Annotated in this window: 15 protein-coding genes; all 15 read right to left on the reverse strand. The window is 42.6% G+C overall.

Features of this window, described 5'->3' with window-relative positions:
* Nucleotides 1-60: 60 nt before the first annotated feature.
* The 15 genes from JZO85_RS21110 to JZO85_RS21180 all read right to left on the reverse strand — a co-directional run bounded on the left by JZO85_RS21110 (nucleotide 61) and on the right by JZO85_RS21180 (nucleotide 13,067).
* Nucleotides 61-777 carry an MIP/aquaporin family protein gene (locus JZO85_RS21110; RefSeq protein WP_207110496.1) on the reverse strand — a complete coding sequence of 239 codons (717 nt, stop codon included), beginning with the start codon at nucleotides 775-777 and terminating at the stop codon, nucleotides 61-63.
* Nucleotides 778-987: 210 nt separating this feature from the next.
* A complete protein-coding gene (locus JZO85_RS21115) occupies nucleotides 988-2,106 on the reverse strand; it encodes a 1-propanol dehydrogenase PduQ (protein ID WP_207110497.1) in 1,119 nt (372 codons plus the stop codon).
* 114 nt (nucleotides 2,107-2,220) lie between these two features.
* A complete protein-coding gene (locus JZO85_RS21120) occupies nucleotides 2,221-3,606 on the reverse strand; it encodes an aldehyde dehydrogenase family protein (RefSeq protein WP_207110498.1) in 1,386 nt (461 codons plus the stop codon).
* A 1-nt stretch (nucleotide 3,607) separates the two neighbouring features.
* Nucleotides 3,608-4,600 (reverse strand): cob(I)yrinic acid a,c-diamide adenosyltransferase, encoded by a 993-nt coding sequence (locus JZO85_RS21125; RefSeq protein WP_207110499.1) that lies wholly within the window; start codon nucleotides 4,598-4,600, stop codon nucleotides 3,608-3,610.
* A 17-nt stretch (nucleotides 4,601-4,617) separates the two neighbouring features.
* Nucleotides 4,618-4,881 carry a EutN/CcmL family microcompartment protein gene (locus JZO85_RS21130; RefSeq protein WP_207110500.1) on the reverse strand — a complete coding sequence of 88 codons (264 nt, stop codon included), beginning with the start codon at nucleotides 4,879-4,881 and terminating at the stop codon, nucleotides 4,618-4,620.
* Nucleotides 4,882-4,997: 116 nt separating this feature from the next.
* Complete coding sequence (pduM, locus tag JZO85_RS21135; RefSeq protein WP_207110501.1) at nucleotides 4,998-5,519, reverse strand: PduM family microcompartment protein; 522 nt, start codon at nucleotides 5,517-5,519, stop codon at nucleotides 4,998-5,000.
* Nucleotides 5,520-5,590: 71 nt separating this feature from the next.
* Complete coding sequence (gene eutJ / locus JZO85_RS21140; RefSeq protein ID WP_207110502.1) at nucleotides 5,591-6,430, reverse strand: ethanolamine utilization protein EutJ; 840 nt, start codon at nucleotides 6,428-6,430, stop codon at nucleotides 5,591-5,593.
* Between the two features lie 15 nt (nucleotides 6,431-6,445).
* Entirely contained in the window at nucleotides 6,446-7,078 is a 633-nt protein-coding gene (pduL, locus tag JZO85_RS21145; protein ID WP_207110503.1) for a phosphate propanoyltransferase, read from the reverse strand.
* Entirely contained in the window at nucleotides 7,071-7,355 is a 285-nt protein-coding gene (locus JZO85_RS21150; protein WP_242550480.1) for a BMC domain-containing protein, read from the reverse strand. Before JZO85_RS21150 ends, pduL begins: the two co-directional genes overlap by 8 nt.
* Nucleotides 7,356-7,436: 81 nt before the next feature.
* The gene (locus tag JZO85_RS23380) at nucleotides 7,437-7,964 is read right to left on the reverse strand and encodes a BMC domain-containing protein (protein WP_207110504.1); all 528 of its coding nucleotides are present in this window, start codon (nucleotides 7,962-7,964) and stop codon (nucleotides 7,437-7,439) included.
* On the reverse strand, nucleotides 7,961-8,338 hold the full coding sequence (locus tag JZO85_RS21160) for a glycerol dehydratase reactivase beta/small subunit family protein (protein ID WP_207110505.1): 378 nt from the start codon (nucleotides 8,336-8,338) through the stop codon (nucleotides 7,961-7,963). Before JZO85_RS21160 ends, JZO85_RS23380 begins: the two co-directional genes overlap by 4 nt.
* Nucleotides 8,328-10,163, reverse strand: coding sequence for a diol dehydratase reactivase subunit alpha (locus tag JZO85_RS21165; protein ID WP_207110535.1), 1,836 nt, complete (start codon nucleotides 10,161-10,163; stop codon nucleotides 8,328-8,330). Before JZO85_RS21165 ends, JZO85_RS21160 begins: the two co-directional genes overlap by 11 nt.
* 38 nt (nucleotides 10,164-10,201) lie before the next feature.
* Nucleotides 10,202-10,714 carry a diol dehydratase small subunit gene (locus JZO85_RS21170; RefSeq protein ID WP_207110506.1) on the reverse strand — a complete coding sequence of 171 codons (513 nt, stop codon included), beginning with the start codon at nucleotides 10,712-10,714 and terminating at the stop codon, nucleotides 10,202-10,204.
* 13 nt (nucleotides 10,715-10,727) lie between these two features.
* On the reverse strand, nucleotides 10,728-11,393 hold the full coding sequence (locus JZO85_RS21175) for a propanediol/glycerol family dehydratase medium subunit (protein ID WP_207110507.1): 666 nt from the start codon (nucleotides 11,391-11,393) through the stop codon (nucleotides 10,728-10,730).
* A gap of 12 nt (nucleotides 11,394-11,405) precedes the next feature.
* Nucleotides 11,406-13,067 (reverse strand): propanediol/glycerol family dehydratase large subunit, encoded by a 1,662-nt coding sequence (locus JZO85_RS21180; protein ID WP_207110508.1) that lies wholly within the window; start codon nucleotides 13,065-13,067, stop codon nucleotides 11,406-11,408.
* Nucleotides 13,068-13,077 lie beyond the last annotated feature (10 nt).

A 13,077-nucleotide genomic window follows, 5' to 3' on the forward strand; every position in this document is an offset into this window, starting at 1 on the left:
TGCTAATAGTGAAATTCGGCTTTTTGCCAGTAAGCAGCAGGCGAATTCACCGTAATAAGTTTATCCGATTCCTTTTACTAATAAAGTTGCAATGCAGGCACCAATGATTGGTCCAACGATTGGAATCCAAGCATAGCCCCAATTCGCATCACCCTTATTTGGAATTGGCATCAACGCATACATCAAACGCGGTCCAAAATCACGACAAGGATTGATTGCATAGCCTGTGGTTGATCCTAGAGATAGACCAATACCAATCAAGACAAATACAAGCATCAATGGCTGCAATCCTGGAGGAATATCAGCTGGCATTAATTGAATCGCTAATACAAAGAAACAAGTAGCAATGATTTCACTAACTAAGTTTAACGCTGTGTTTGGAATTGCTGGTCCAGTAGCAAAAATTCCAACGCTGTTTCCTTCTTCCACCGTTGTTTGTTGAAAGTGCGGCCAAAAATGGATCGCAGCAATCAATGCCCCAACAAATGCACCCGCTACTTGAGCGATAATAAATGGCGCTACTTGTCCCCACTCAAAGGAACCCGCTACGGCAAAACCAATAGTCACCGCTGGATTCAAGTGACCAGGCGAACCAAAATGACCACTGCTCAAAACTCCCAGCATAACCGCAACACCCCAGCCCATTGCAATATACAACCAGCTAGCGCCAACACCCTTTGCCAGGGTACCTTTCAAATTGACGGAACAACCGACACCTGAACCAAAAAGGATCAGGACAACCGTACCAAAAAATTCACCAAATACAGGACTATTCATCATGAGACCTCCTTATTCTTTTTAATGTATTTATTTTCCTTGCAGAAAAATAAGTCTGATTTTCATGCCGTATATCATTCCTCTAAACCGCTCATATTTCAGCTAGTTCATTTTTTATTTTCTCGCTTTTTTACTGAATTAATCTGTGAAAAGAGGAACTGACATCCTTATTCTTTTTAATGTATTTATTTTTCCTTGCATTGATCATTCTTATTTAATAATCTTGCGATAAATCTCTTTAATTTCTTCTTTCGTAAACTGAATTGGATTGGTCTTGAATGTTGTATCATTTAATGCATTGTTTGCGATGGCATCCTCAGCCAGTAATGCAGCATCTTCTTGAACACCAAAGCTATTCAATTTAATCGGTGCTTTGCACTCAATAGCCAGCTGCTGAACAGCTTGAGACAGATTCGAAACAGCCAAATGATCTGGCAGGCTTGGTGGGCAAATACCCAATTTACGTGAAATTCTCGCGTAATTCCTTCTTGTCTCTTTATTCTTGCTGTTCGCTTCTATCACATAAGGGAGCAGCATCGAATTGGCTAACCCATGGGGAACTTTAAAGTTTGCTCCTACCTGGTGGGCAATCGCATGACATACCCCCAGACCAGCAGCATCAAAGGCCAGACCAGCTAGTGTCGATGCCTCATGCATCTGAACCCGAGCCTCTATTTCCATGCCTTGATTCACACAAGTCGGCAAATACTGAAAGACCAATTCTGTCGCCTTTTCAGCCAAAGCATTTGTGTAATTTGTTCGATTGACTGAAGCCAATGATTCAATCGCATGAGTCAATACATCCAAACCGCTGAAAGCTGTAACCGATGGCGGGCTGGACATGACCAAGCTCGCATCTAAAATCGCTTCGTGAGGAATGATTGCCTCATGAAAAATCGGATACTTTATTTTGTTTTGTGTGTCTGTTATAACAGAGGCGCTTGTTACTTCCGATCCGGTCCCGCTAGTAGTTGGTATAGCAACAAAACGCTTCACCTTATTGCCAGTCGTTCGTTTGTAGAAAAACAGCATTGCTTTCGCTGTATCGATCGCAGATCCTCCGCCAACGGCGATGACCACTGTCGGCTGAACTCTCGTCATATTTTCGATTCCCTGTACGACAGTCTCGATCGGAGGATCTGGGATAATATCAGAAAAAATCTCAACACTGTTTGTCCGCTTCACATAACCTAAAATTCTTTTTAAGCTATCAGACTCAGCCAGATAAGGATCACATACAAAACAGAGGGTCTCCTTTTCAAACTGCTGCAGCCGTTCAAGACTGGCAAAGCCAGAATAAATTTCCGGCTTCATCGACCATTTTTTCAAATAGCTTTCCCTCCTTTCTCCCTAACCAAGAGTAAGTTTTATACTTGATGTATTTCACGCTATCATTTTTGCATTTACTGCCTGCTCAAATGAATAGCTGTCTCTTGCGAATTCTTAACGAATTGAAAACCCATCGGTCAGCACACAACGGCGCTTCCGAGCAAAATCTCGAGCTGAAGTTGTACACTCTCCCGTAGGTGTTGCGATCGTGAAAGTTGTTGGTCCTTCTCCACCAAAGCCTAATCCCGCGAAGGATGAGCCGTTTTTAACAAAAATCGATGTTTGGAATTTCTTCGCAGCCAGATTCATCCGTCCAACATTTTGGGAATGCATCGTTGCGGTATGATGACGGCGATTTTCAATCTGCAGCGCCGTTGTTAATCCTTCATCAAAATCCTTTACCGTAACAACCGGTAGAATCGGCATCAGCATCTCCTTCACAACGAAAGGATGGATCTTATCTGCGCGTAGAATAATGACACGCACATCAAAGTCTACCTTGATACCCGCTTCGGCTAAAATATAATTAGCGTCCTTCCCAATGAATTTCCGGCTCGGCGCGCCATTTTCCATGATCGTCATATCAACCATTTTCTGGATAACAGCTTCATCTTGAACCAGATAAGCACCCTGCTTTTCCATCTGAAGTATCAGATAATCCGCTACTTGCTCAACAACGACGACACTTTTTTCTGCTGTACACAAAATATTGTTGTCAAATGATGCACCGATCACGATATCCTTCGCTGCTTTTTCAATATTTGCTGTTTCATCAACAAGTGATGGCGGATTGCCTTCACCAGCCGCAATAACTTTTTTCCCGCTCTTCAATGCTTGGCGTACTACACCCGGTCCGCCTGTAATTGCCAACAACGGCACATCAGGATGAACCATCATTTCTTGGGCTGCTTCGATTGAAGGCTCAGCGATCGTAACAATCAAGTTTTGAATACCACACGCCTCATAAACAAACTCATTCAATTTGCTTACGACCCAGCGTGAGATTTTCTTCGCTCCTGGATGAACGCTGAAATAGATTGCATTACCCGCTGCCAGCATTCCGATTGCATTACAAATCACCGTCTCTGCTGGATTGGTGCTCGGTGTGACGGCTCCGATAACACCATAAGGCGACAACTCATAGAGAGTCATTCCATTGTCTCCAGTCAACGCTTCTGTACGCAAATCCTCCACACCTGGTGTTTTATCCAAAACTAGCTGGAGTTTTTGCAGCTTGTCTTCATAACGCCCCATTCCAGTTTCTTCTAACGTATCACAGGCTATCTTTTCAATATGCGGTCTCATCCCGCAACGAATCGCTTCAATCACTTTTCTTCTTGTTTCTAAGGTTTGATTTTCATAGCATTCTTGGGCAAATTTTGCCGCATGAATCGCTTCTTCAACAGTCTCAAAAACACCAAATTCCTTCGCCGGAGAGGTTGTTGTTTGAGCTTCTTGAAGAATTTTAACGATCAATTCCTTCATCTCTTCTTCACGCATGTCAAATCTCCTTCAACTTCTCTAAACCTTTTTGAGCGATCGCCATATCTTCTTCAACTGCACCGCCGCTGATACCTAACCCGCCTAAAACCTTACCTGATGACTCTTTGATTACAAAGCCGCCGCCAAAAGTAACGATTTGTCCGTCCGTTAAGGTCTCTAACTGATAAAGATCTCCTGCCGGCTGAACCAGCTCTTTTAATTCATGAGTGTGGGTCTTCATCGCAACAGCCGTGTATGCTTTTTTTTGCGCTAGAGCTTCACTGACTAGGAGTGCTCCGGCCATTCGATAAAAGCTCACAAGACTGCCAGTCTCATCAACAAGCGCCATTGAAACAGGAACAGCTATTTTTTCTGCTGCTTCTTCACAGGCTTGAAAGATCTCATGATGTCTGCCCAACTGACTCTCGTGTATCTGAGGACGGCTTCGTTCAAGATAACGCCGCAAAATCTCATCTACCAATTTTTTTTCATCTCCACGGTGGTCTTCCATTCGGGCAAAGATATAAAGACAATCAGATAGCCGATTAACAAATTTTCTTACATCCTCCCGTATCTCCGCAGAATCCGATAAATCTGTCAGCAGTCGTTCACCACGTCGGCAAATAGCGCGTGCCACATGGAGTTGTGCTGCCGAAAGGGTTTGACCCGGTAAAATAAAGCTATGCAGCTCAGGCAAGCGTTTGGTGTATTGATCGATCCATTCTTCCATCTGCTGAATGTCGCCAGCTGAAATCAATGTGCTCTTTGCTTCTAGCTTGAGGAGATCTTTTTCTGTTGCAATCTCTGCATTCAATCGGAATAATTTTTGCTGAACCCATTCCAAATGCTGGATTGTCTCAGGATCCTCTGCTAGCTTCTGAGCAACACTGACTTGCGCGCAGCATTCGTCAAATGTTCCGTAGGTATCGACTCGCAGATCTGATTTTTTTACTCTTGTTCCATCAAAAAGGCTTGTTGTTCCTTTGTCTCCCGTTTTTGTATAAATCGCCATATACTTTCCTCAGCTCCCTAAAAATCAAACGTGTCAATAATTCCAACGATTGCATAATCAACAGCATCTGAAGAAGTCGAAAACAGTTTTCTGGCAGAAGAACCGCTGGTCAACAAGACGTAATCTCCAATACCAGCCCCTACTGTATCCGCCGCCACTTGCTGGAAGCGGATTTCCTGCTGCTCGGAGTTAATCGGTTGGATGATCATTAATTTTTTTCCCACCAATGATTCATCTTTTTGGGTCGAGACTACACTCCCAACTACTTTTGCCATCAGCATAGGGTTGAACTCCTTTCTCTAATTAAGGATGATTTTTCTTTTGAAAAATCTCTGCTTTTCGTGCCGTATACCATTCTACTAACTTAATTTTCACGTTATTCTAGCTTCCCTTGAAATTAGTTCTTCTTCATTAGATTCCTGCGAAAAGTAGAACTGGCATCCTTTTCTACCACAATAACTTTCTTTTCCTGTAATCGATCCTTGGCCAAATCTGTCACTAATTGATTAGCAGCCAACAGCAAAATGTCGTTTTGTGTCAGCATAGCGATTTTTTGATAGGTGATCACTTTGTTAGGAAATAGAAAATATTGTTTTCCTTGGTTGTTCAGCAATTTCACACTGCACTCGTTGAATAATTCATTTGGAATCAAATCCGTGTTTGAAAAAGCCAGTTCGAAGGTCAGGGAACAATCATAGTCATAGCTTTGATACAGCCATTTCACTAGAGGATCCTGATCGTCCTTCTTGATGAACCGCTCTAAAAATAGGATATCTACTTCGGTCAAATGAATATGCTTATTGTATAAAAAGCCGCTAATTCCTTGATTAATCTGGGAAGGCGTACGACAAGAAAGAAATAAGGTATTTTGTTCTCGCTGATTGATGATTGAAATAATACGCTCAACTAACTCGTCCATATTCTTACTCCCAATTCTTATTGCAGACATCGTTGCTCTTTCAATTGGAACGCTGTTTTACATTCACTACCTTAATCGATGATTGGAATGGAAGACATCGCGATTCCAATTGGTGTAACAAATTGAGGATATTTTGGTTTATAAACCTTTTGGTCCAAATAATTGGAAAACTCTTTTTCAAATTCAGACAGATAAGAAGCTCCGCCAACGACATAGATTGGATCTGTTGGATGCTTTTTCAACACATTGGCAGTAATATCCGCCATTCGTTGAATCACCGGACGACAAATAATAAAATTTTCTCGATCACGTGCTGGATCACGTTTGATCTGCTCAGCCTCTTCGATGGAGATTTTATTATTTCCGGCGATCACTAGTGTCATATGGGTCCCGCCGGTAGGCTCATCTTCTACAATAATCGGCTGACCATTCTCAAAGATGCTGATACCCGTCGTTCCACCACCAACATCCACGACCGCTCCTTCATCTACACCTAAAACTAAAGCGGCTGCGGTTGGTTCGTCGACTAATTGATCCGCCAGCATGTTCGTACTCTCGATGACATTCGCCACCACTCGTTTATTATTGCCGACGGTTCCCGGAGGAATTGCACCTGAGGCCGCCTTCAAAGGAAAACCCAGCGTTTCCTCCGCTTGAGCACGCAGTCGATTAACGATTTGAACGGATTTTTGATAATCAACGACCAGTCCATCGCGAATGACATCCGCATACTCAAAGGCACCAAAAATCGGCCGATCCTTTCCATCTAAAACAACCAGTACAATAGAGGAAGTACCTAAATCGATTCCAACTTTATAGCCATCTTCAGGATCGAACTCCTCAGCTTGTTTTGTATTCACAAGTTCATGAAAAGATGTTAATAATTGATTGGCTTTTTCGATTGATTCCATACTTCCTCCTTTGGATTATTCTTTAATAATCCGTCCTCGTGTATTTGGCTGTATATCTGCAGCGTTTGCTTCATCTGTATCTACATGCATTTCTAAAACAAAATTCTTTCCGGGACGCAACTCAACATCGTTAAATAGGACTCTACGCGCTCCTTCAAAAATTTCTACTGAAACAACTTGACCCTCTTTTAAGTTTAAACGTTCCATATCCTGATAATTTAAATGGATGTGGCGCTTTGCCACAATCGCCGCTGGAATCGTCAACTCAGCTGCTTCACTGCGAATCGTGATTTCAACAGCATCCTCTAAGTTACCAGATAAACGAATCGGTGCTTGAATTCCCAGAGTTCGTGCATCGGTTTTTGAAATCTCTACCTGTGAACGTTTCCGTAAGGGGCCTAAAATACGAGCCTTTTTGATCTCTCCTTTAGGTCCTATCAGAGTCACCGTCTGCTTCGAAGCGAATTCTCCCGGCTGTTTTAATGGTTTCAAAGGTTCGATTGATTCATTTGGAAATAGAATGTCAAAATGTTCTTCCGTTAAATGTATGTGTCGGTTAGAGATGCCAATTGGAAATGTTTCTGCTTGCATCTCCAATAACACTTCACGAACAATTTTTCTAATTTCCTCAATGCTAAAATTATTCATTGCCTACTTTAGGTACTAAAACGTCATCAACATCGTGATGCGGTCTTGGGATTACGTGAACGGAAACCACTTCTCCCACTTTTTCAGCAGCCGCACTTCCAGCATCCACTGCTGCTTTTACTGCACCAACATCGCCGCGAACCATAACGGTAACTAAGCCTGAACCAATTTTTTCAGTTCCAACTAGTGTGACATTTGCCGCCTTAACCATGGCATCGGCTGCTTCAACCGCTCCAACTAGTCCCTTTGTTTCAATCATTCCTAATGCATCATTCATGTCTATTCCTCCTATTTCATGTCAAAGAAATTTTTTACCACAGAAATCAATCCTGTCTTCAAGTCGTGTATTCTCTTCCATCTATTTTTTCTTTTTGGAATCTGAAGATTTTTTTGACCCTTTAGGTGGATTTTTTTTCTTCTTTGGTTCCTCTTTAATGGGTTTTTCTTTGATTTCCTCTTCTTTACTGCTTTCTTCCTTGAGTGGTTCATCAATCACGGGTGGTTCATTCGGCTGCGGTACCTCTTCAATTTTCTCAGTTGGCAATTCCGCAGGTTCATTCTCCACTGGTGCTTTCTCCAAGCTTTCAACAGGTAAATCAGAGGTCTTTTTTTCTTTTGTAAAGAAATATTTTTCTAAATTATTGGCTGGGCGAGGAATCACCAGTGCTGATAGATACACATTGTTTGCGACAGCTTTTGCTTTACCAGCGTCTACAGCAGCCTTCACTGCTCCGACATCGCCAGCAACCTTCACTGTCATCCAGCCGAAGCCCTTTGCTTTTTCGACGCCTAAGAGCTCGACATTCGCTACCTTGACCATCGTATCTGATACTTCGATTGCACTAGCCAATCCTGTTACTTCGACTAAGCCAATTGCTTGTTTCATATTTTCACCTCCATAGGATCAATTGATTTGAATGGCACACCCTTTACTAAACGTGCCGCATTCCCGCCAAAGCTTTTCAAAATCAACGGCGGACAAGTTACAACTCGTTGAATCGATTGATAAGGAGTTTCTGGTGCCAAATTTTTATAATGAAGGGCGGCTTCATTATTAACATACCCGATTCCAACATTTAATGAAGACGTGTTGGCCGCTGCATACGCAGCCTCTGTCGCAGTTGGAAAATCTTTTTGCTCAATCACAAAAGGAATCTTCTCTTCCTCCAAGCCATAAAGGATGTATTGAATATCATCCGTCGAAGCCGTTTTAGAGAGATAGATCAATACTATTGGTCGCACATTTAAATCAAGCTCCATCGAATCCCTCCCTCAAATAGGAAAGGATCAACCCAGTTGCAACAGCATTCCGCGGTCCTTCGATTTGTCGAATATTTCCGCGGCCTGCTACTAGCCCATAATGAGACAGGGCGTTGGTTACGATCTGCGGGATTTCAAAATCCAAAGCTGATCCTCCAACAATTACCACAAATGGAATATCGCGAATACTTCCAGTAGGACTGACCCTGCGCAGCGCCCGCAACGCATTGGTTACAAAAACACGTTCCTTCGCGGTTTGTCGGATCAATCGAATCTTTTCGATTGAATCATCACCTGGTATTGGTACAAACCCATCAGGCGTTACGACAACTACTTTTGCAAACAATACCGGATCTAGCGGATCATCAAAGAATTGAACCGAGCCGTCTTCGTGACGGATATAGAAAATATTTTCCACTTTTGCTAGAGGATATTTTTTGATATCTTCAGCCAAATAAACATCTTCCAAGCCTAATTCTGATTGGATCAGCATTGTCACCATGTCACCGGCACCAGCCAGATGTGTCGCCACGATCGTCTCATCTTTTTTAATGATGGAGGCATCGGTTGAACCAGCGCCTAAATCTAAAATTGCCAATGGAGCTGAAGTTCCTGGTGTAGTCAGAGCTCCTAAGATAGCTGCCTCCGCCTCCGCACCGCCAATTTCAACTTTGATTCCTAGATCTTGCTGAATTTCATCTGCAATTTTTGACATCTGCAAATGATCGGATTTAACCATAGAGGCGATTCCGACTGCTTGTTCCATCGAAAACTCTCCGGCTAATCCACCCTTGACACTGATCGGTACAAAGGTATCGACCGCTAATAAATCCTGGATAAAGATTTGGTTGACTGGGCGATCAGTTAGTTCCGCCATCGTTAAACGAACCTTCTCTAACATACCGCCAACGTTCGTTCCAGATTCTCCGGTTACATTGTCAATCACGTCGAAGGCCGAAACAGCCTCCATGATTTTTTCAGCACCCGCTGAAATCCCAACCGTACTACGACGATTTCCGCCAGTGATCTCGATTTTTCCGGCAGGGATCGTTCGTGCTTTGACATCGCCCTTTGGCGTCTTTATGACTACAGCAGAACGATTTCCGATTAAGGCACGTGCAACAGGAACAATGTTCTTAGTTGCCTCAGAATCAAGATCAAAAACCGTTGCGATCCCATAAGGATTTGACAATTGTGAAACGCCGCGGCCTGTCTCAGCAACTTCGACTGCAGCCAGCATATTGACAGGAACCTTATCAATATAAGAAACTTCATCAACGATTGGAATTTTTTTTATTAAACGATTGTTTACCAAAACCCCATCATCGGATTGCATGATTGCCGCTGTAATGAGATAACCATTTGCAACAAAATGATTGATTCGACGAGCGACATCATCGAAATCAAACGTCTTCTCGATAATCAAAATATACGGGGTATCCTTCTTGCCCAGCTTTTCGATCTCAGCAAAACGAAGGGTCGTTCCGACTCCCAGTCCTAAACCGCCGGGTGTTTTAGGATTGTGACCGATCATCGTTGATTCGGTGATGATCGTCTCGGTGATCGTTTCCATTGCGACATCGCCAATTACAGGAGTTGCTTCATTGATGCGTATCAAATCGATTTCTTCGACTTTTAATCTATTTTTTTGACAGGCCTCGTTGATCGCCTTATAGATACCAAATAGATTTTTCTTCGTTCCCTTTACTCCAGTCGTTTCCGCAATTGCTGATTCTAGGAATCGGACATGTTGATGGTCATCAATTTCAACCAAAGCAACTTCAGTTGAGGAATTTCCAATATCAATCCCAATTACACGTTTCATCATTCATTGCTCCTCTTCCTGAATTTCCGAACTAGAAATTAGTTATCACCTTTAAGTTTTTTCCGTTTTTCATAATGCGCAGCCGCTTCACGAACATAAGCCGCACTGATTTTCGCATCATATTTTGTTTCTAACTCGCTCGCGATATCTAACAGCTCTTGTTTACTTGAACGGTAAGGTCGCAAAGCATTATACATTTCCAACACGCGTGTATCAGGAACAGCCGTTAACTCAGATGCACGGTCGAAGTTGTTAGCGATCGTTTTTCTACCTGCACTCGTTGCAATTTCTCCTTGTGCTTTCAAAATGCGCGGAGTGATTTTCAAATCGTCAGGTGTTAATGATCCATTCAATACATTTTCTAAAGTGATATCGTCTAAGGTCTTGCCTGTTTTCGTTTTGATCCAATCAGGATGATTCTTTGCGATCGGATAATCCGCAACAGTTGCTGCTCCAGAACTTACTGGATTTTCTGATGCTGCGGGACTTGCACCATTATTCATATCTTTTAAGATTCCTCGAACCAAACTCTCGATAGATTGCTCATTCATTCTAGTCACCTCACTATAAAGTTACAGAAATTTCTTCTGCTGGTTTTCCGATTACTACGTGTTTTGTTTCCTTAATATGGAGCAAAGCTGACAAAGCTTGATATTTCGGCCGCGCCATTTGATCGTTCATCATTGGTACTGGATTTGGTGACTCGCCTTTGGCATATTTTGCAGCATTTTTCCCAATAGACCGATATGTTTCTAAGGTAATCAGCGGTGCTTGCGGGAAGAGCTCTAGATTGGATAAAGGCTGCAAATCTTTTTGGTGAATGATTGCCGTGCCTTTTGATTGAATCGACACACAAACACCTGAGCCTGATAATTTATCTCCCTCAACCGCTGCGAAGGCAACGTCAGAAGTACGATAAACTTTAACCACTCGAGCCTTTAATCCTTCTTCTTCAATGCCTGCGATCACTTGTTTTAAAATATCTTTGTGGGGAACACCAAGAATATTCGTTGTTTGTGATTCTGCATATGCCGGTGCTACAGCAATAACTACTTCATCCTGAGAATTTCCTGGTTGAGCAACCCCAACAGATTTAAACCAATCGGATGATGCTGCAGGTTCTGCCTTTGGTTGTTCAAACGCAACAGGTTGATCTCCAGTATTCGCTTCCATTTCTGTTAGAACTTCTTTAATAATGGAGCGTAAAAGATTTTCATTCAGTTCTGTCATTTTTACTCCTCCTTAAATATCTTTCGGATTGATTGCTTTAGGGATCGCTTTTACTTTTTCCCATTCTGAACCGTCAAGTCGGTAACCTGTTCCTGGTCCAGCATAATCATTCTTGTCGTTGACAGCAGAGATAACATTCCAATCCGCATCAAATATTGAAGAAGTTTGTAAGAAATCTCCAGCTACACGTTGTTTCAAAAGATTGAGCAAGCTTGCTGCCACATCTTCAAATCCGCTTTCTGACAATCCTTTTACAAGATCCAGCCCAGTCTTACCTTGAGTGAGCAATTCTTGTGCTGCTTTAATATCTTGAACCATGTCACGTTCCGGCATGTCTTGTGATCCGCGAGCATAAGTTGCTGCTTCAACCTCTTCATCTGTAATCGTTGGCAGGCCTAATTTTTCAAATAGACCTTGTAAAGCTTTCGCTGCTTTATTACGAACCGCAATTACATCTTCTTCGCTGACTGGTCGTAAACCGCCGTCTACTCTTAAGTCACGTTGGATGATATTGTAATCATCGAAATCATCCGCATCAAAGTTGGAACCGGCAAACATATTGTCATAGTTTGGTGTTGCCGAGTAACCTGATGAAATGAAGTCTGTTCCCGGTAAGAATTGCATTAATAAGCGTGCAGTTCTGCGGATATCAGAATGTGAGAAGGTTTGGTCATTTCCTGAAGCAACTTCCAAGTCAAGCAGCATAGCAATCAGGTTTTCAGCTAGAATAGCGCGAATTCCTGATGGTACTGCCCCTGGAACTCCGATACAGCTGATCGAACCATTCTGCAAGCCTTGAACGCCGGCAGCTTTTGTTAAATAGATACAACGAGTTTCCAGATAAAGCATTGACTTGCCTTCTGCGTAACCCATTTGTACCTCTGATCCAGTTCCAGAAGTAAAGCGCATTTTCAATCCGCGGGAAGCATAACAAGATGCTAAGAACCCTTTAGACCAAGGAGTGTCATCCCCATCGGTAAACACTTGCTCAGTCCCATACACAGAGATTGTTTCTGCATAAGCTGTAAATCCGCGCATACCCAAATCAAGCTCTGTCGCTTCTTCTAACGAACATTGTGTCAAGACACCTGGACGGCCAGTTTGCGAGCCGACCATGATCGCAACCGCGTTAAACGGCGCGTAGCGTGCTACAGCTACTGTTGTTTCTTGTTCGTCAAATCCGCGCAAAGCACCTTCAGCCGCATCGGCAGCGATTTGTACCGGATTATCTCGAACATTCGTCACGTGAGATTGGGTTGTCGGACGACGACGAGCACGCATTTTTTGTACAGCCATCATCATTTCAACTACGTTCATATAGCCGACTACTTCATTCAATTTCCCTGGTGTAGCAGCAGTCGTTAACTGTACGATTTCTTCTCGAGAAATATTTGGATCAACGATTTTATTCGCTAATTCTTTAGAAGGAATTGCCATTACTTCTTCTGTGCGAGTCAAATCAATTCCGTATTGAGCAATATATGAATCAATCAAATCAAAATCGGCTTTGTCTTTTCCATCAAGCTCAACTACTTCACCATTGAGAATCTTGATACTTGGCTTAGGGTCATTAGGACTTTGCATCGCAATTAATCCTTCTTCTACCCATTCATCCACGAAACCATCTTGATTGACCGGTCTTTTTTCTAGTTCTTCAAATCGTTTTGATTTCATCTATTTTTCA

The organism is Candidatus Enterococcus murrayae (assembly GCF_017315985.1).
In the GTDB taxonomy this organism is placed as follows: Bacteria; Bacillota; Bacilli; order Lactobacillales; family Enterococcaceae; genus Enterococcus_A; species Enterococcus_A murrayae.

Coding starts and splice junctions, on each gene's coding strand:
- JZO85_RS21110 (WP_207110496.1), bottom strand. CDS start 777: ATGAATAGTCCTGTATTTGGTGAATTTTTTGGTACGGTTGTCCTGATC.
- JZO85_RS21120 (WP_207110498.1), bottom strand. CDS start 3,606: ATGCGTGAAGAAGAGATGAAGGAATTGATCGTTAAAATTCTTCAAGAA.
- JZO85_RS21125 (WP_207110499.1), bottom strand. CDS start 4,600: ATGGCGATTTATACAAAAACGGGAGACAAAGGAACAACAAGCCTTTTT.
- JZO85_RS21130 (WP_207110500.1), bottom strand. CDS start 4,881: ATGCTGATGGCAAAAGTAGTTGGGAGTGTAGTCTCGACCCAAAAAGAT.
- pduM (WP_207110501.1), bottom strand. CDS start 5,519: ATGGACGAGTTAGTTGAGCGTATTATTTCAATCATCAATCAGCGAGAA.
- eutJ (WP_207110502.1), bottom strand. CDS start 6,430: ATGGAATCAATCGAAAAAGCCAATCAATTATTAACATCTTTTCATGAA.
- pduL (WP_207110503.1), bottom strand. CDS start 7,078: ATGAATAATTTTAGCATTGAGGAAATTAGAAAAATTGTTCGTGAAGTG.
- JZO85_RS21150 (WP_242550480.1), bottom strand. CDS start 7,355: ATGAATGATGCATTAGGAATGATTGAAACAAAGGGACTAGTTGGAGCG.
- JZO85_RS23380 (WP_207110504.1), bottom strand. CDS start 7,964: ATGAAACAAGCAATTGGCTTAGTCGAAGTAACAGGATTGGCTAGTGCA.
- JZO85_RS21160 (WP_207110505.1), bottom strand. CDS start 8,338: ATGGAGCTTGATTTAAATGTGCGACCAATAGTATTGATCTATCTCTCT.
- JZO85_RS21165 (WP_207110535.1), bottom strand. CDS start 10,163: ATGAAACGTGTAATTGGGATTGATATTGGAAATTCCTCAACTGAAGTT.
- JZO85_RS21170 (WP_207110506.1), bottom strand. CDS start 10,714: ATGAATGAGCAATCTATCGAGAGTTTGGTTCGAGGAATCTTAAAAGAT.
- JZO85_RS21175 (WP_207110507.1), bottom strand. CDS start 11,393: ATGACAGAACTGAATGAAAATCTTTTACGCTCCATTATTAAAGAAGTT.
- JZO85_RS21180 (WP_207110508.1), bottom strand. CDS start 13,067: ATGAAATCAAAACGATTTGAAGAACTAGAAAAAAGACCGGTCAATCAA.